Genomic DNA, 15,572 nt, shown 5'->3' on the forward strand with positions numbered 1-15,572 from the left:
CTTAAAACGTGCCGATGTGGCTGGCCTGCCATGACGTTCACGGGGACCGGAAGCAAACTGTGGCCATTATCTCCCAGAGATGACTCCTTCCATTGTATTTCCTGTGTTATGTTTTCGGCTTGTGCTTCCTCCCGAAGGGAAAGAAAATGGAAGCTCTTACAGCCTTAGCGCGAACCTGCATTTTTGCTGTACTTTCCGGTTGCATGCTCCTCTTGTCTTCGGTGGCTGCTGAAGAGGCTGCTGATGTAGCGACCGGGACGCGGCTCGCCGAATTGCTCAGGTCCGCCCGAAGCGTCCTTTTCGAATTATCAGCCGCTCATCAATGATCCGGCCGTTGGAGACAAGCATCTCGATGGCGAGCGTTTCACTGCGGAGGCGATTGCCCTCTATGCCAAGCGCACCGGTCGTGAATTGATCTCCGATGATCTGGCGGAGCGCGACCGCAAGCTGCTCCAGGCACAGGTCGAGGCAATGCGTGAGGTCGTCGACGAGCAGCAGGACGACATAAACCGCCCCGGCATCGGGTTTAAAGGTTTTGTCCCAGCCGTTTTCGCGCGCCTGATGAACGAAAAATTCGTCGCCAAAGTGGGAAACGAGTCCCTGGTCCGCGTGACTGCGCCCGAGGCCCTAGTGCGTAACCGCAAGTCGCTTCCCGATGTCTGGGAGGCACGGGTTATCGAGGAAGTCTTCTCGGATCCGAAGAGGCCGAAGGGGAATATCTATACGGAAGCGACAAAGGTGAACGGCCGCCCTGCTTTCCGGATGCTGCTGCCGGAATATTATACGGAGTCCTGTCTTTCCTGTCACGGCGCACCAAAGGGCGAAATCGACGTCACCGGCTATCCGAAGGAGGGGGGCAAAGTGGGCGATCTGGGCGGTGCGATCAGCATCGTCTTGTTCAAATGAGCGCGCTAGGGCAGCAGTTGCGGTCGATCGAGGCTGTCCCGGCGCCGGCCAAAAGGCTCGCCAGCCGGCTCGCCAATCTGCCGATCTCTGCTCGCGTGGCTGCGCTGACCGCGGCCGGCCTGATCAGCCTTGTCCTGTCATCCGTTTTTCTCACCCAGGCGCTCTATCGCAGCGCCGAACGCATGGCCGACACCAGGGAGCTGTTCGACCGCGCAGCATCAGCGGCCGCGGCGCATGTTGCGTTCGGAGATCTGCGATACTGGCTGACCGATCTCTCCGTCAGCCTGCTGATGAATTCACAGCGCAATGCCGAGCAGGCCCGCGAACGCCTGCAGATCCAGCTGGAGCGCCTTGGGAAGCACTCGCCCGACGCGGTCGAGGAGATCCGCACGGAAATCGACGCCTATGTCGAAACGGCGCTGCAGGCAACGGACAGCTATACCCAAGACAACCGCATCGTCGGCAACACCTTGCTGGCAAAGGCACGCACCCACAGCGGCAATGTCGATGCGGATCTCAACAAGCTCGTCGAGCAGGTAAAAGCCGATGCGGAGGCCGCCCGCAACGAGGTCGTCGCGCAAACGCAAAAGACGGCCACAGCCGCCGCCATCCTGGTGGGTATCGTGGTTCTAATCGGCTCGCTTCTCACGCTTCTCGTCTTGCGCTCGATCGTCGGTCCGCTCCGGCGTCTCAATCGCGTGATCGGAGATCTGACGGAAGGACGCTACGATGTCGAGATACCCCAGGAGGGCGGCGATGAATTCGGAGCGATGGCGAGGACGCTTTCGCTTTTCCGGCAAAGCGCAATCGAAAAGAAAAGTCTCGAAGACGAGGCAGAGCGGCAAAGGCGGACGATCGCCGCGGCCCTCGAAGCGATTTCCGATGGGTTCGTCCTCTATGATCCGGATGACAGAATCCTGATCGCCAACAGCAAATATTGCGAAATCTTTCCCATCCACAAGCCGAACGCGCTTCGCGGCAAGAGCTTCCGCGAGATCCTGGAGCAGGATCTGGCAAGAGGGCAGATAGACCTCGAAGGCAAGTCGCCGGAAGAGTGGATCGAGGACCGTATGCGCCTTCACAGGGATCCTGTGGGCCTCGTCGACGAGAAGCGGTTCGGTGACAAATGGGTCCGCATCAGCAAACGCAAGATCCCCGACGGCGGGACGGTCGCCGTATACACCGACATCACCGAACTCAAGCAAAGGCAAGTCGAGCTCGAGCGGGCCAAGAGCAATGCCGAATCGGCAAGCGAGGCCAAGAGTCGTTTCCTCGCCTCCATGAGTCACGAATTGCGCACGCCACTGAACGCGATCATCGGCTACAGCGAGATGCTGATAGAGGAGGCACGCGACCACAAAGACGACGAGTTCGTCCCGGATCTTGAAAAAATAGCTTCCGCCGGCCGGCATCTCCTGTCGCTCATCAACGACATCCTCGACCTGTCAAAGATCGAGGCGAACAAGATGGAGATATTCCCTGAAACTTTCGATGTCGTCGAATTGCTAAGCGACGTGAGGGCTACCGTCGCACCGCTTATGGCGAAAAACCGGAACGAGTTCATACAGGACATCCAGGGCGATCTTGGGGAAATGCACTCCGACCAGACGAAGCTGCGCCAGAATCTTTTTAACCTGCTCAGCAACGCGGCCAAGTTCACCAATGGCGGCCGGGTAACTCTTTCGGTTCGACGTGAAAGGCGAGCGGACTGCGACTGGCTTGTGTTCAACGTATCCGATACTGGGATCGGCATGACGCCGGAACAGCAGGAACGGCTTTTCAATGCCTTCACGCAGGCCGATGCTTCCACCACCCGAAACTACGGAGGTACGGGATTGGGCTTGAGCATCACCCGCAGCTTCAGCCGCATGATAGGCGGTGTTGTCACCGTCGAAAGCGAAGTCGGAAAAGGCTCGGTCTTCACGATGGAAGTGCCGGCGCGATGCAGGCGAGAGGCCGAAGAACCTCGGACAGCCAAGCCGTCGCCGATCGTTCAGCCGGGCCGCACCGTACTTATCATCGACGACGAACCGGCGGCCCGGAATCTGATCGCAAAAGCCCTCACGGAAGCGGGACTTGCCTCGATGGAGGCAGCAAGCGGAGCAGAAGGAATAGCTGCCGCTCGGGAGTATCGCCCCGCCGCAATCATTCTCGACATCATAATGCCGCATCAGGACGGCTGGTCGGTGCTGCGCACGTTGAAGAGCGATCCTGAACTGTGCACGATTCCTGTGATCCTGGCGACGATCCTGGCGGATCGCGAACTCGGCCTCTCGCTCGGCGCAGTCGAATATCTGACCAAGCCCATCGACGCCGATAAGCTGATCCGGACGATAGAGGCTTGCGGGGGCGGCAACCGCGACGTGCTGGTCATCGACGATGATCAGGCTTCCCGCGAGTTCCTCCGGCGCATTCTGGTGAAGAGGAATTGGACAGTCCATGAGGCAGGCGACGGCATCCGCGGTCTCGAACTGATGAAGCGGCTTCTGCCGCGCTTGGTCCTGCTCGATCTTCTAATGCCGGAAATGGACGGATTCCAAACGCTCAACGAGATGCAGAGGATTCCGGAGTTGCAGAACATTCCGGTCGTGGTGGTCACTTCGAAGGACCTCTCCGCAAACGAGTTGAGGTGGCTGCGCGACCGGGCGGTCGCTGTCGTAAACAAAGGCGCAAACAGCAGGTCCCAACTGGTCGAAGCCCTCGAGCGCCAGATTGCATCGCGTGAAACGGCCGGTACGGCCCTAGCCGACGGCTGAAGCGCATAGCCGGAGGAAACCGGAAATGACGAGAATCCTTCTGGTGGAAGACAATGAAATGAACCGCGACATGCTTTTGCGGCGGTTGTCTCGTCGCGGCTTCGACGTGCTGATTGCGGAAAATGGAAAGGCTGGCGTCGAGCTTGCCGCTTCGGAAAAGCCGGATCTGATCCTTATGGATATGAGCCTGCCGGTGATGGACGGCTGGGAAGCGACTCGACGGATCAAGGCTGATCCGGCCACGTCCAGGATTCCCGTCATCGCCCTCACTGCGCACGCAATGGCGAGCGATCGGGACATGGCCCTCAAGGCCGGCTGCGACGACTATGACAGCAAGCCGGTCGACCTGTCGCAGCTTGTCCGGAAGATCGAGCAGCTGCTCACGATATCTCATTGAGCGGCGCTTGCGAAAATGAGCGTCGGCAACGAATTCCAGCGCCACGCAATCGCCGCCCACGTGGCGCAGCGGCTGGCCGGCCCGGCGCGGGCGATTTTGGGTTTTCAGGAACTGCTGCTCGAGCAGGCGCGGGATCTCCGTTTGACCCATATGCTGACCGACCTGGAGCGGATCGGCGCCGCCGCAAAACAACTGAACAGCCTCATTGATCGCCTCATCGACGGCAAGTCCGGCTTCCCGGAAGGAAGGGCAGCCGAAGCGGAGGCAAGGCTCCGCCACGATCTGCGCACACCGCTCAATGCCATCATTGGCTATTCGGAAATGATTCTCGAAGATGCCGGTGATTTGCACCAGCATACGCTGAAGGAGGATCTCGGTGTGATACTTGCGGCGGCGGCCGAGCTTTTGAAGCAGGTCGACGCCATCGCCGGTCTCTCACGCGGGGAAGCCATCGAGACGCTTCAGCCAAGGGATCAAACCGAAATCGACGCGGCGGAACTTGAACGGCTCCTGTTCAAGGCCGAGCGTGATGCATGGTCCGATCAGGGCGGCAGGATTCTCGTCGTCGACGACGTCGCCAGCAATCGTGATCTTCTCTCCCGCCGCCTGCGGCGTGACGGCCATCGCGTCGTCACCGCCGATTCCGGCCTGTCCGCGCTCGCGAGACTGACCGAAGACGAGTTCGATCTCATTCTGCTTGACATATTGATGCCGGACATGAACGGCATCGAGATTCTCTCGCGGCTGAAGGCGGAGAACCGATGGCGACACGTCCCGGTGATCATTATATCGGGGCTGAGCGAAGTCGCGGCGGTAGCCCGGTGCATCGAGGCTGGAGCCGATGACTATCTAACGAAGCCCTTCAATCCGATTCTGCTGCGCGCTCGCATCAACTCCACCCTCGAGAGGAAGCGCTGGCTTGATCGCGAGCACCGCTATCTGCAACAGATCGAAGCGGAGAAGCGGCGTGCCGATACGCTTATTCACGCGATCCTTCCCGACCAGATCGTTGCCCGATTGCAGGGCGGCGAGGAGATCATCGCCGACCGCTTCGAAGAGGTTTCCATTCTGTTTGCAGATATCGTCGGCTTCTCGCCCATTGCGGCGAGGCTGCCGCCGTCCGATCTGGTCAGGCGCCTGGACGGAATGTTCAGCAAGTTCGATCTTCTGACACAGGAGCATGGTGTGGAGAAGATCAAGACCATCGGAGATGCCTATATGGCCGCGTGCGGGATCCCGGAGCCTTCAGCGGATCACGCCGACAGGACCGTGGCTCTGGGGAAGTCCATGCTGGGATCTTTGCAGGGTATCGCCCCCGTCAGCGACCGCTTTCGGGTCCGGATCGGGATTCATTCGGGGTCGGTCGTTGCCGGGCTGATCGGCCGGCATCGTTTTGTTTACGACGTGTGGGGAGAAACCGTGAATATTGCGAGCCGCCTCGAATCTCAGGGAGTGGCCGATCGCATCCAGATATCGGAGGCAACCAGGCGCGCTCTTCACGGTCATTGGACGCTTGAGCCGCGTTGCGCGCTGGATCTGCGGGGCATCGGCACGATCGAGACCTATCTTGTTCGATAGAGCAGGCGCGCAAGGAAGCACGGCTGTTAGCAGATGCTAGTGTTGCTCAGGCGATCTCTCGTGGTGTGCTGGAACACTCCCGCAAGGCTGAGATCACCATCCAGGATGTACTGCGCGGGCTGCCTACTCGCGAAGGCGGAACGTCCTCTCACGGTCCCCGACGGGCTGCGTGGGGGGCTTCTCCTCAAATACGCTGCCCTGAGTAAGAACGGAAGACTTCCGCAAATGGCTGTACGACGACGGCACCGTTTGCACGGGCAATCAGGCGGAGCGTACACCTCATATACACCGTGTCATCGCTTTGGGCGGCCTGAAGGCTCTCCACCGCCACATCGCTCCAGATTTCCCGCATCTTGCGGAAAAGGGCGCCAACGCCGTCGAGGCCCTTCCCGTCACCGGCATAGGGCAGGGACTGCGGCTCATGCACGACGACTTCGGCGTGAAATGCGCTGGCAAGCATATCGAGGCTCTCCGACCCTGATTGCAGGAAGCGCATTTCAACCTCGAACATGTTTTCAAGAAGTTCCATGGCGGTGCGTCGCCGATCAAGCCGCTTATCCATTTCGGTTCTCCGTGTCAGTATCGTGCGGTCGATCCGGCTTGCCGTTAATATCGTTGGTGCGGCGACACCCGTTTTCAGACGAGCGAAGACGGGTGCCATTTGTCGTCAAAACATCACGGATATGGAGTAGCGGCGGCAAAGGTCCGGAGAAGAAAATGTCCATCATCACCACGGTCGAACAGATCGAAGCGCTCTATGGCCTGCCCGGCGAGACCTCGCTGGTCAAGGAGCTCGACCATGTGATTCCCGAGTACGCCGCCTTCATGGAGGCCTCGCCTTTTGCCGCGCTCGCGACCAGCGGGCCGGAAGGGCTGGATTGCTCGCCGCGCGGCGATCTCGCCGGCTTCGTCCGCATCCATGATCCGAAAACCCTGCTGATGCCGGACCGGCGCGGCAACAACCGTGCCGATTCGCTCAAGAACATCCTTCGCGATCCGCGCGTCGGCCTTTTGTTCCTGGTACCCGGCTCCGGCACGACACTGCGCGTCAATGGCCGCGCCCACATCACCACGGACGCCGCGCTCTGCGCCTCGTTCAGCGTCGACGGCAAGCCGGCGCGCTCCGTCACAGTCATCGATGTCGATTCGGTCTATTTCCAGTGCGCCCGCGCCATCGTCCGGTCGGAACTGTGGAACCCGGCGAGGCATGTCGACCCAAAATCACTGCCGACACCCGGAAAGATCCTGGAAATCACCAGCCGGAAAGGCATCGACGGCGAGGCTTACGACAAGGAATGGCCGGAGCGCGCGAAAAAGTCTATGTGGTGAGCGGATCGTTCCGCGAGCTCCATCCTTTTGTTTGAGGATCGGATTTTCCCAAAACCGGTTTCCACTTTTGGGCCCGATGCTCAGTCACGCTTCCTTGAGGACGTCGGCAATCTTGCGCATCTGCTCGCCGATCATGTCGCATTGCTCCGGCGTCGACTGGCTCATCGCTTTCTCGATCAGCGCCATATGGACCTTCAGCGCCTGCATCAGCAATTCCGTGCCGGCTTCGGTCAAGGTCAGCCGCAGCACCCGCTTGTCTTTCTGATCGCCTTCGCGGCGCAGCAGGCCGCGTGTCTCGAGTTGCGGCAGCAGCATGGTGATGTTGGAGCGGCCGACCAGCAGCCGGCGGGCGAGATCGTGCTGCGACATGCCGGGATGGCGGTAAAGGTTCATCAGCACGTCGAGCTGCGCCGGCTTCAGGTCCAGCGGCGCGAGCTTCGCCGCCAGCGTGCGCTCCAGCACATGGCAAGCGCGCGCCACCGCGACCCAGTTGCGAAAACGCGGGTTGTCCCAGGGCAGCTCTTGTTTAATGTTCATGTTTGAACTATTATGTTCATGCTTGAACGAATGGATGGATCGCCACTATGGCATCATTTGGGTTGAAGGTCATCCGGGGCGTGTTTGCCGCTGCCGAACACGTGGCTCCCCGCCTCACTGGGCGCGCGGCATTCGAACTGTTCTGCCGCACGCCGAACGCCAAGGTTCTCAGCGACGGCGAGCGGCGCGCCGTCGACCGTGCCGCCGGCTTCATGGCCGAGGCGCGCCATCATCGGCTGAAGGCCAAAAACGGGTGCGTCATGGTGCATGAATTCAGGCCCGAGCCGGGCAGGCGGGCCGCCGGCACGGTGCTCGTCATCCATGGCTGGCGTTCGCGCACCGAATATATGCGCACGCTGATCGAAGGGTATCGCGACGCCGGTTACAAGGTTGTCTCGCTCGACTTGCCGGGCCATGGCCAATCGCAGGGCCGCCGGCTCACATTGGTCAGCGCTGTCGAAGCTGCACGCCTCACCGGCGAATGGTTCGGCCCGTTCGTGGCGGTCGTCGGCCATTCCTTCGGCGGTGCCGTCGCCGCCAATGCCGTCGTCGGTTCGGTCAAGAACATTCCGCCGCTGGCGGCCGAGCGGCTGGTGTTGATCGCGGCGCCGAGTTCCCTGCCGGCGATCTTCGATGATTTCAGCCGCATGCTCAGTGTCGGCCCACGCTCGCAGGTCGCCATGGCCGACCGGGTCGAACGTATCGCTGGCCGGCCGCTGCACGAATTCGTCGGCGACCGCCAGCTTGCCAGCACGCCGGTGCCAACGCTGGTCATCCATGCGCCGGACGACCGCGAAGTGTCCGCCGACCATGCAAGGCTCTATGCTGGCGCCGGCGACCATGTGCGGCTTTACTGGGCCGATGGGCTCGGCCATCGCCGCATTCTCGCCGATAGGGGCGTGGTCGAGCGTGCGATCGGTTTCGTTGCCGAACACCGGGAACCGTCGCTGCTGCATTGACCTGAATATCTTGTTTCTTCCTGTCCGAACACGAGTTCGGCCGCCATCGTTTGTCACACCGTGTCGGTGCCAGCCAGGACCTTCCACGCCGCCATAGCCCCGGTCACCGTCGCAAGAAGGGCGGCGCGCGATGCGCCGTCGCGCGCCTGGATCGACATGCCGTGCTGCACCGTCGCATAGAAGGTCGCGGCAGTGCGGCAGTCGAAATTTTCCGGCAATTCGCCTTCCGCCACGCCACGTTCCAGCCGTCTCAGCAAAGCTGCGCGGCTTTCAGCGCGACGGCGGCGCAGGTCATGGCAAATGGCGCCGCGGCTTGAATCCTGGTGCAGCGCGCCGAGTGCGATCAGGCAGCCTTGCGGACGATCGGTCTGGGAATAGGCCTTGGCCGTCTGGCGCAGGAAGCGCTCGACCGCCTCGCGCGCTGTCGGCGCTTTTTCCAGTGCGGACCAGATATCGGTGCCTTCGACCTGCGTGTAGAGCTCGACCGCTTCGAGGAAGAGCGCTTCCTTGCTGCCGAAGGCGGCGTAGAGGCTGGGCGAGTTGATGCCCATCGCCGCGGTCAGCTCGCTCATCGATGCGCCCTCGTAACCCTTTGCCCAAAACACCTCCATTGCACGCCGCAAGGCAGCGGTTCGATCGAAGGTGCGGGGGCGGCCTCGTTCGGGCATGGCATCCTTTCTGTGTTGATTGATACATAAATCTGTTGACGCGCTCGGGCAAGGCTGGCAGACATTTATGTATCGATCATTACAAAAAAGGAGAAACAAATGTCATCGCAACACTTGAACGGCAAGGTCGCGCTCGTCACCGGCGGCAGCCGCGGCATCGGTGCAGCGATTGCGCGAAGGCTCGCGGCCGGCGCCAGCGTCGCACTCACCTACGTGACCGGTCAGGAGCAGGCCCGTGCTGTCGTCGAGGATATTCAGACAGCCGGCGGTCGCGCCATTGCCCTAAAGGCCGACAATCGCGACGCCGCCGCAATCCAAGAGGCGGTCAGCGAGGCAGTGAGAGTTTTCGGGCGGCTCGACATCCTCGTCAACAGCGCCGGTATCTGGCGCGTCGCGCCGATCGACACATTGGCGCTCGCCGACTTTGATGAAACTATGGAGGTCAATGTCAGAGCCCCGTTCGTGGCCTCCAAGGCGGCAGCCGTGCACATGGGCGAGGGTGGCAGGATCATCTCGATCGGCAGCAATCTGGCGGAGCGTGTCACCGACACCAGCCTCAGCGCCTACTCGGCCAGCAAGGCGGCGTTGGTCGGCTTGACCAAGGCATTGGCGCGCGACCTCGGTTCGCGCGGCATCACCGCCAACGTCGTTCATCCTGGCTCGACCGATACCGATATGAACCCCGCCAGTGGCCCGCACGCCGAGCACCAGCGACAGAAGATGGCGACGCCCCGCTTCGGCAAGGCTGAAGAAATCGCCGGCATGGTCGCCTGGCTGGCAGGTCCCGAAGGGCGCTTCGTGACAGGCGCCGCACTGACTATCGACGGCGGCGCCAACGCCTGACCCGTGCACTATTTCCTGGAACCGGTGCGGACCCAATTCGCTTTAGTTGTCACGGTTTGTGAAACTGTTCTGCAACAGGAGAGCCGAAATTTATGGAAGCTTAACGAAATCGGTATGAATCGATGTGGTCGCGTCTTACATCCCGCCGTGCGGTGGGCGAGACCGTCAAGCGATGCGGAACGGGAACCGGTTGCAGCCGGAGCGGGTGATCCATGAAATTCCTCGGAAACAAAGCAACCGTGATGCCGCTTGCGGTTGTAACAGTAATGCTGACCTTCGGCGTGCCGCAGGCGGACGCGCAAGGGTTTTTCGAGAGGCTTTTCGGCGGTGGTATCAGGCGCGCGCCCCAGGGTGATTTCCCTCCGCCGCCGAAGCACAGACCGAAGCCGAAAGAATTCGCTGGTGGTGGTACCAGGATCAACAGCCCATCCTACTACAATTATAAGGCCGACCGGCTGGTGCGTGTCGATTTTGCGACACTGATGGCAGCACCACAGCCGGTGGCACCACAGGACGCTGCCTTTGTACCGTCGCTCACCAGCGACGCCTTCCGCGAAGCGATTGCCGGGCTCGGCGACTACGAGCTCTATGCCGAACCTGACATTGCCAAGGCGTTGATCGCTTATTACTCGGCCAATCCGGATTTCATCTGGGTGACCGGGACCGGTCCAAACGGTCGCGCGCAGGATGCGGTGCGGGTGCTTGGCGAGGCGATGAGCTATGGCCTCACGCCGGCCGACTATACGGTTGAAGTGCCTGCCGCCGGCGCATGGACCGGCGGCGCCGATGCGCGGCTGAAGGGGTTCGTCCGCTTTGAGATGGCACTGTCGGCGCGCGTCTTGCGCTATGTCCATGACGCGCAAAGCGGCCGCGTCGATCCCAATCGCATCACCGGCTACTATGATTTCCCGGCCAAGCCGCTCGACATGGAAGGCGTGCTGAAAACGCTGGCGCGCACCCAGCAAGCGCGCACCTATCTCGAATCACGGCATCCGCAGAACGCCGAATATCAGGCGCTGCGCGTCGAACTGGAATCACTTCAGGCCAGCGCCGAAGACGAGATCGTCGTTGACCCCAAGCTGTTGCTGAAACCGGAGCAGACCAGCCCCGAACTGCCGAAGCTTCTGGCGAAGATCGCGCGCAATCTCGACGACGAGATGGGCGGCGCCTATGGCGAGATATTGGCCAGGCTCGCCACCAGCGAGGTCTATGATCCGGAACTGGTGCCGGTTATCAAGGCGGTGCAGAAAAAGGCTGGCATGAAGGGCGACGGCGTCATCGGTCCGCGTACCGTCGCAGTGCTGGTCGGGATGTCCAAGGCCGACAAGATTCAAAAGGTGCAGGTCGCGCTGGAAGAGTTGCGCTGGTTGCCATCCGATCTCGGCAGTCCGCGCGTCTTCATCAACCAGCCGGCCTTCACGGCGAGCTACATCGAAAATGGCGAGGAGAAGCTGAAGACCCGCGCCGTCATCGGCAAGACCACGAACCAGACTTCCTTCTTCTACGATCAGGTTGAGCAGGTCGACTTCCACCCCTATTGGGGTGTGCCGCAGTCGATCCTCGTCAACGAGATGCTGCCCCGGCTGCGCAGGGATCCCGGCTATCTCGACCGCGCCGGCTACGAAGTGGTCAACGCGCGCGGCAAACGCATTCCCTCCTCCTCGGTCAACTGGGGCGCCTATGGCGCGAAAATACCTTATGGCGTGCGCCAGCTGCCGAGCGAGGCCAATGCGCTGGGCGAACTGAAGATCCTGTTCCCCAACAAGCACGCAATCTACATGCACGATACGCCGCAAAAGTCGTTTTTCCAGCGTGACATGCGCGCGCTCAGCCATGGCTGCGTTCGTCTGCAAGATCCGCGCGGCATGGCGGCGGCCGTGCTCGGCACCTCGGTCGACTATGTCGCGGAGAAGCTGAAGCACGGCCATTCGACCGAAAAGGTCACGCGCACGATCCAGGTCTATGTCGCCTATTTCACCGCCTGGCCGGACATGTCCGGCAAAGTCGAATATTTCAGCGACGTCTACGACCGCGACACGCGGCTGCAGCAGGCGCTCGACAGCACGGAAGCGGTGCGCTCGCCGGCGAGCTGAGGACGCTAACGCAGGGAGAGCGGGCGCCGGAACCCGGCTTCGCGCCCGGCGATCAGCCAGTAGACCAGACCGGCGACAAGGCCGGCGGCGGCGATGATGCCGATATCGGCCCAGCGCTCGGGGCTCAAGTCTTCCGGCGCGCTCGGCCAGATCAGGACGAAGCCGGCAGCCGCTGCTGCGGCGCCGAAGGCTATATGCAGCCAAAAACTGCGCAGCGAAAACAATTCGGCGATCAGCGCGAAGATCAGCGTCTGCAGGCCGGTTAGTACGATCGTCAGGAAATAGATGAACATGCCGAGCGGTGGCACGACCAGCGCCGCGATGGGGGAGAGCCCCATGAAATCGAAATACGCCGGTGCATCAGGCAGCGAACTCAATGCACCATAGATCGTTACTACTGCAATCAGTCCAACCAGCACCGCAACGAAATAGCCGGCGAGCATCATCAGAACGCGTTTCGCCACATGCTTTGCCGTCGCCATGCCCACCCCCGTGCGGCTCAATGATCACGCCGCAGTCAGCCATCAAAGCCGCATCGGCGCAAGGGGATGCCGAAAAGGGTGCAGGCCCCGCTCTTGGCGAAGCCACGCCGCCGCCCGCTTCCGAGGGGTCGTCGCCAGGCTACGCTGTAACCTGGTTGCCGGAATTGTTCCGGCCGCATGTATCGCCTGGAGGAAGGGTGGCCGCGATCTATTTCGGCTCGGCTGTCACCGGATCGAAGGTGATTTCGACCTTCGCCTTATCGGTCGTGTAATAGGTGACGGTGTAGGCGCCGCTGTCCCAGCCGACCTCGTCGACGTAGCGAAAGTCGTCGCGCTGCTCGACCTTGGCGATTATTTCCGACAGTTTCCTGGCATTCTGCGGCGGCAACGGGCTGCCGTCTGCGGCAAAGGCCGGTCCGCCGAGAAGGAGGACTGCGACACCTGTCGCCAAAACAAGTCTGGACATGGCTTTCCCTCACTCTTCGAGGAGTAGAAACTCCGGCCATGCAGGTTTGTTCCGGATTGGGCAAGGGGCGTGACAATCTAGCGCCGTGCCGACGCGCCGCATTGTTGTCCCCTGAACGGAATCGGATGCAGCCTCGAAAGCTGTGGGGTTGGTGGGCGATGCAGGGATTGAACCTGCGACCCCACCCGTGTGAAGGGTGTGCTCTCCCGCTGAGCTAATCGCCCGCTCTTGCCCGAAGGCCAAGCGCGCCGCGATATAAGGGAGGCCGGCCGGGGAAGTCAAGGCGATGCCCTGGCGTTCCGACGAAGACCGAATGCAATCCCGCCGGGAGCGATCCGGTCGCCTCGCTCAGCGCCCCGCAGCGGCGATCAGGCGTTCGGCCAGACCAAGCGTCAATGCGTCGAAATGCGAGATCACCGCCGACGGTTCGAATTCGCGCACATGGCGGTCGGTGTAACCGAAATCGACCGCGACCACGGGAATGCCGGCGGCTTTCGCCGTATCGATGTCGGTCTGCGAATCACCGACCATCAGCGCGCGGTGCGGATCGCCGCCGGCCAGCACGATGGTTTGGGTCAGATGGCGCGGATCGGGCTTGCGGAACGCAAACGTGTCCTGGCCGCAAATCGCCGCGAAATGCTTCGCCAGGCCGAGCGCCTCGATCAGCGCCACCGAGTTGGCTGCGTATTTGTTCGTGCAGACGGCCAGGAGATAACCGGCTGCTTCGAATCGGGCGATCGTCTCGACGACGCCGGGGTAGGGGCGCGATTTACCCGGGATGTTGTCGGTGTAATGATCGAGAAACAGTTTCAGCAAGCGATCATGCTCCTGGCTTTCCAGCGATCTCTGCTGGGCGGCATGCGCGCGCTCGATCATCACCCGTCCACCATGGCCGACGAAGCGCTTGAAGCCGGCCTCATCGACGGCCGCGAGTTCGCTGGCGGCAAGGCTGTGGTTGAGGCTGTCGAGCAGGTCCGGCGCTGTATCGATCAGCGTCCCGTCGAGGTCGAACACGATGATCGGTCGGGTCATGGCCTGTCCTGTGACGATTACGCTGCCGGCAGGCGATAGCCGCTGCAGCCCATCCAGGCAAGCGGTGCTTGGTCAATCCACAGGGCAAAGCCTTTGACCGGACGGGCAAAGATGCTAGGAGCGCCGAAACAAGCGAAATCCGGGGCAGGCATGGATGCGAGGCAACTGAAGGTCGAAGCCGCACGGGCGGCACTTGCCCATGTGACTGATGGCATGCGGCTCGGCATCGGCACCGGCTCGACGGCCGAGGAGTTCGTTCGGCTGCTTGCCGAGAAGGTCGCCAACGGCCTCACCATTATCGGCGTGCCCACCTCGGAGCGCACCGCCATCCTTTGCGGCGAGCTTGGCGTGCCGCTGTCGACGCTGGAGGAAACGCCGGAACTCGACCTTACCGTCGACGGCGCCGACGAGATCGATCCGGCGCTGACATTGATCAAGGGCGGCGGCGGCGCGCTGCTGCGCGAAAAGATCGTGGCGGCGGCTTCCGCCCGCATGATCGTCATTGCCGACCGTTCGAAGATGGTCGAGACGCTCGGCCGTTTTCCACTGCCCATCGAGGTCAACCCGTTCGGCCTGCGTGCCACGGAAATCGCGGTCGCCGCAGCGGCCGGAAGGCTCGGTCTTTCCGGTCCCGTCACATTGAGGATGACGGGGGGCCAGCCTTTTGTTACAGACGGCGGCCATTTTATCCTCGATGCATCTTTTGGCCGCATTCCGGATACAAGAGCGCTTTCGAATGCTCTCCATGCCATTCCGGGCGTGGTCGAGCATGGTCTTTTCATCGGGCTGGCATCAGCGGCCATCATAGCCGGCGACGGCGTCCAAACCGTCCATGCCGCCCGAAAACCAGGGAGTTCTACCGATCATGACGTTGCATAACCGGGTTCGCCGTTTTTCTGCCGTTCTGGCAGCTTCAGCCGTCTTTGCGTTTTCATCGCCGGCGTTCTCGCAGGACGTCACCGACGGGCATCTGAAGGCGGCCCGCGCCGCGGTCGCGGCGATCCACGCAACGGACCCGTTCGACAACATCCTGCCGCAGGCCGCCGCCGCGCTTCAGCAGCAGCTTATCCAAAAGAACCCGGACATGCAGGAGCTGATCGGCAGAACGGTTAGCGAAAAGGCTCTGGCGCTGGCCTCGCGCCGCGCCGATCTCGAGAAGGAGGCGGCCTTGGCCTATGCCAAGGTATTTTCCGAAAAAGAGCTTACCGAAATCGCCGCTTTCTACAATTCCGATTCCGGCAAGAAGCTGCTCGACAGCGGCCCGGCCGTGACGCGTGACCTGCTCAAGGCCGCCGACATCTGGCAGAACGGCGTCGCTCGCGATCTCGCACAACAGGTCGGCGAAACGCTGGCCGCGGCAGCGAAGGCCACAGCGCCGGCGGCACCGGCGAATGCCGCGGCTCCTGCGGCTGGTACGGAACCGGAAGCACCGAAGAACTGAGCATATTGTCCGGCGGCGTTATCGCTGCGGACCGGAAAGCCCGGCCTCCATTGCGCGTCCGACAGCGTGCGCGGCGTGATGGTCC

At 61.7% G+C, this 15,572-nt stretch carries 15 protein-coding genes, 1 tRNA gene and 1 pseudogene; 10 read left to right on the plus strand and 7 right to left on the minus strand.

The genetic code is table 11. From position 1 onward, the window contains the following. Positions 1-146 precede the first annotated feature (146 nt). The 4 genes and pseudogenes from ACWTU8_RS09105 to ACWTU8_RS09120 all read left to right on the plus strand — a co-directional run bounded on the left by ACWTU8_RS09105 (position 147) and on the right by ACWTU8_RS09120 (position 5,637). Positions 147-906 (plus strand): annotated as a pseudogene (locus tag ACWTU8_RS09105) (Tll0287-like domain-containing protein). Further along, the gene (locus ACWTU8_RS09110; protein ID WP_455847857.1) at positions 903-3,662 is read left to right on the plus strand and encodes a response regulator; all 2,760 of its coding nucleotides are present in this window, start codon (positions 903-905) and stop codon (positions 3,660-3,662) included. The pseudogene ACWTU8_RS09105 and the gene ACWTU8_RS09110 overlap by 4 nt, the downstream one beginning before the upstream one ends. 25 nt (positions 3,663-3,687) lie before the next feature. Further along, positions 3,688-4,059, plus strand: coding sequence for a response regulator (locus tag ACWTU8_RS09115; protein ID WP_029352509.1), 372 nt, complete (start codon positions 3,688-3,690; stop codon positions 4,057-4,059). A gap of 15 nt (positions 4,060-4,074) precedes the next feature. Then, positions 4,075-5,637, plus strand: a complete 1,563-nt coding sequence (locus ACWTU8_RS09120) for an adenylate/guanylate cyclase domain-containing protein (RefSeq protein ID WP_455847858.1) — start codon at positions 4,075-4,077, stop codon at positions 5,635-5,637. Between the two features lie 184 nt (positions 5,638-5,821). Here the strand turns inward: ACWTU8_RS09120 and ACWTU8_RS09125 are convergent, their stop codons facing one another. Further along, entirely contained in the window at positions 5,822-6,199 is a 378-nt protein-coding gene (locus ACWTU8_RS09125) for a nuclear transport factor 2 family protein (protein WP_455847859.1), read from the minus strand. A 155-nt stretch (positions 6,200-6,354) separates the two neighbouring features. On the opposite strand from ACWTU8_RS09125, the gene ACWTU8_RS09130 reads away from it, so the two are divergent. After that, a complete protein-coding gene (locus ACWTU8_RS09130) occupies positions 6,355-6,966 on the plus strand; it encodes a pyridoxamine 5'-phosphate oxidase family protein (RefSeq protein WP_455847860.1) in 612 nt (203 codons plus the stop codon). Between the two features lie 84 nt (positions 6,967-7,050). Here ACWTU8_RS09130 and ACWTU8_RS09135 read toward each other — a convergent pair whose 3' ends face one another. Then, on the minus strand, positions 7,051-7,503 hold the full coding sequence (locus tag ACWTU8_RS09135; protein WP_029352506.1) for a MarR family winged helix-turn-helix transcriptional regulator: 453 nt from the start codon (positions 7,501-7,503) through the stop codon (positions 7,051-7,053). Between the two features lie 47 nt (positions 7,504-7,550). Between ACWTU8_RS09135 and ACWTU8_RS09140 the strand changes: the two genes are divergently transcribed. Continuing rightward, complete coding sequence (locus tag ACWTU8_RS09140) at positions 7,551-8,462, plus strand: alpha/beta hydrolase (protein WP_455847861.1); 912 nt, start codon at positions 7,551-7,553, stop codon at positions 8,460-8,462. Between the two features lie 53 nt (positions 8,463-8,515). On the opposite strand, the gene ACWTU8_RS09145 is transcribed toward ACWTU8_RS09140, so the two are convergent. Further along, positions 8,516-9,130 (minus strand): TetR/AcrR family transcriptional regulator, encoded by a 615-nt coding sequence (locus ACWTU8_RS09145; RefSeq protein WP_455847862.1) that lies wholly within the window; start codon positions 9,128-9,130, stop codon positions 8,516-8,518. Between the two features lie 99 nt (positions 9,131-9,229). Here ACWTU8_RS09145 and ACWTU8_RS09150 point away from each other — a divergent pair, with 99 nt between their 5' ends. Both ACWTU8_RS09150 and ACWTU8_RS09155 read left to right on the plus strand, forming a co-directional pair. After that, positions 9,230-9,973 carry a 3-oxoacyl-ACP reductase family protein gene (locus ACWTU8_RS09150; RefSeq protein WP_455847863.1) on the plus strand — a complete coding sequence of 248 codons (744 nt, stop codon included), beginning with the start codon at positions 9,230-9,232 and terminating at the stop codon, positions 9,971-9,973. Between the two features lie 212 nt (positions 9,974-10,185). Further along, entirely contained in the window at positions 10,186-12,066 is a 1,881-nt protein-coding gene (locus ACWTU8_RS09155; protein WP_455847864.1) for a L,D-transpeptidase family protein, read from the plus strand. Positions 12,067-12,071: 5 nt separating this feature from the next. Here the strand turns inward: ACWTU8_RS09155 and ACWTU8_RS09160 are convergent, their stop codons facing one another. The 4 genes from ACWTU8_RS09160 to ACWTU8_RS09175 all read right to left on the minus strand — a co-directional run bounded on the left by ACWTU8_RS09160 (position 12,072) and on the right by ACWTU8_RS09175 (position 14,046). Next, the gene (locus ACWTU8_RS09160) at positions 12,072-12,548 is read right to left on the minus strand and encodes a hypothetical protein (protein WP_455847865.1); all 477 of its coding nucleotides are present in this window, start codon (positions 12,546-12,548) and stop codon (positions 12,072-12,074) included. 208 nt (positions 12,549-12,756) lie between these two features. After that, on the minus strand, positions 12,757-13,014 hold the full coding sequence (locus ACWTU8_RS09165) for a PepSY domain-containing protein (RefSeq protein ID WP_455847866.1): 258 nt from the start codon (positions 13,012-13,014) through the stop codon (positions 12,757-12,759). A gap of 149 nt (positions 13,015-13,163) precedes the next feature. Then, a tRNA-Val gene (locus ACWTU8_RS09170) sits at positions 13,164-13,238 on the minus strand. 124 nt (positions 13,239-13,362) lie between these two features. Continuing rightward, a complete protein-coding gene (locus ACWTU8_RS09175; RefSeq protein WP_029352490.1) occupies positions 13,363-14,046 on the minus strand; it encodes a phosphoglycolate phosphatase in 684 nt (227 codons plus the stop codon). 150 nt (positions 14,047-14,196) lie between these two features. On the opposite strand from ACWTU8_RS09175, the gene rpiA reads away from it, so the two are divergent. After that, entirely contained in the window at positions 14,197-14,925 is a 729-nt protein-coding gene (gene rpiA / locus ACWTU8_RS09180) for a ribose-5-phosphate isomerase RpiA (protein WP_065010027.1), read from the plus strand. Further along, a complete protein-coding gene (locus ACWTU8_RS09185; protein WP_036267331.1) occupies positions 14,912-15,487 on the plus strand; it encodes a DUF2059 domain-containing protein in 576 nt (191 codons plus the stop codon). The genes rpiA and ACWTU8_RS09185 overlap by 14 nt, the downstream gene beginning before the upstream one ends. Positions 15,488-15,572 lie beyond the last annotated feature (85 nt).

The sequence above is a fragment of the Mesorhizobium sp. BHbdii genome (assembly GCF_053848045.1).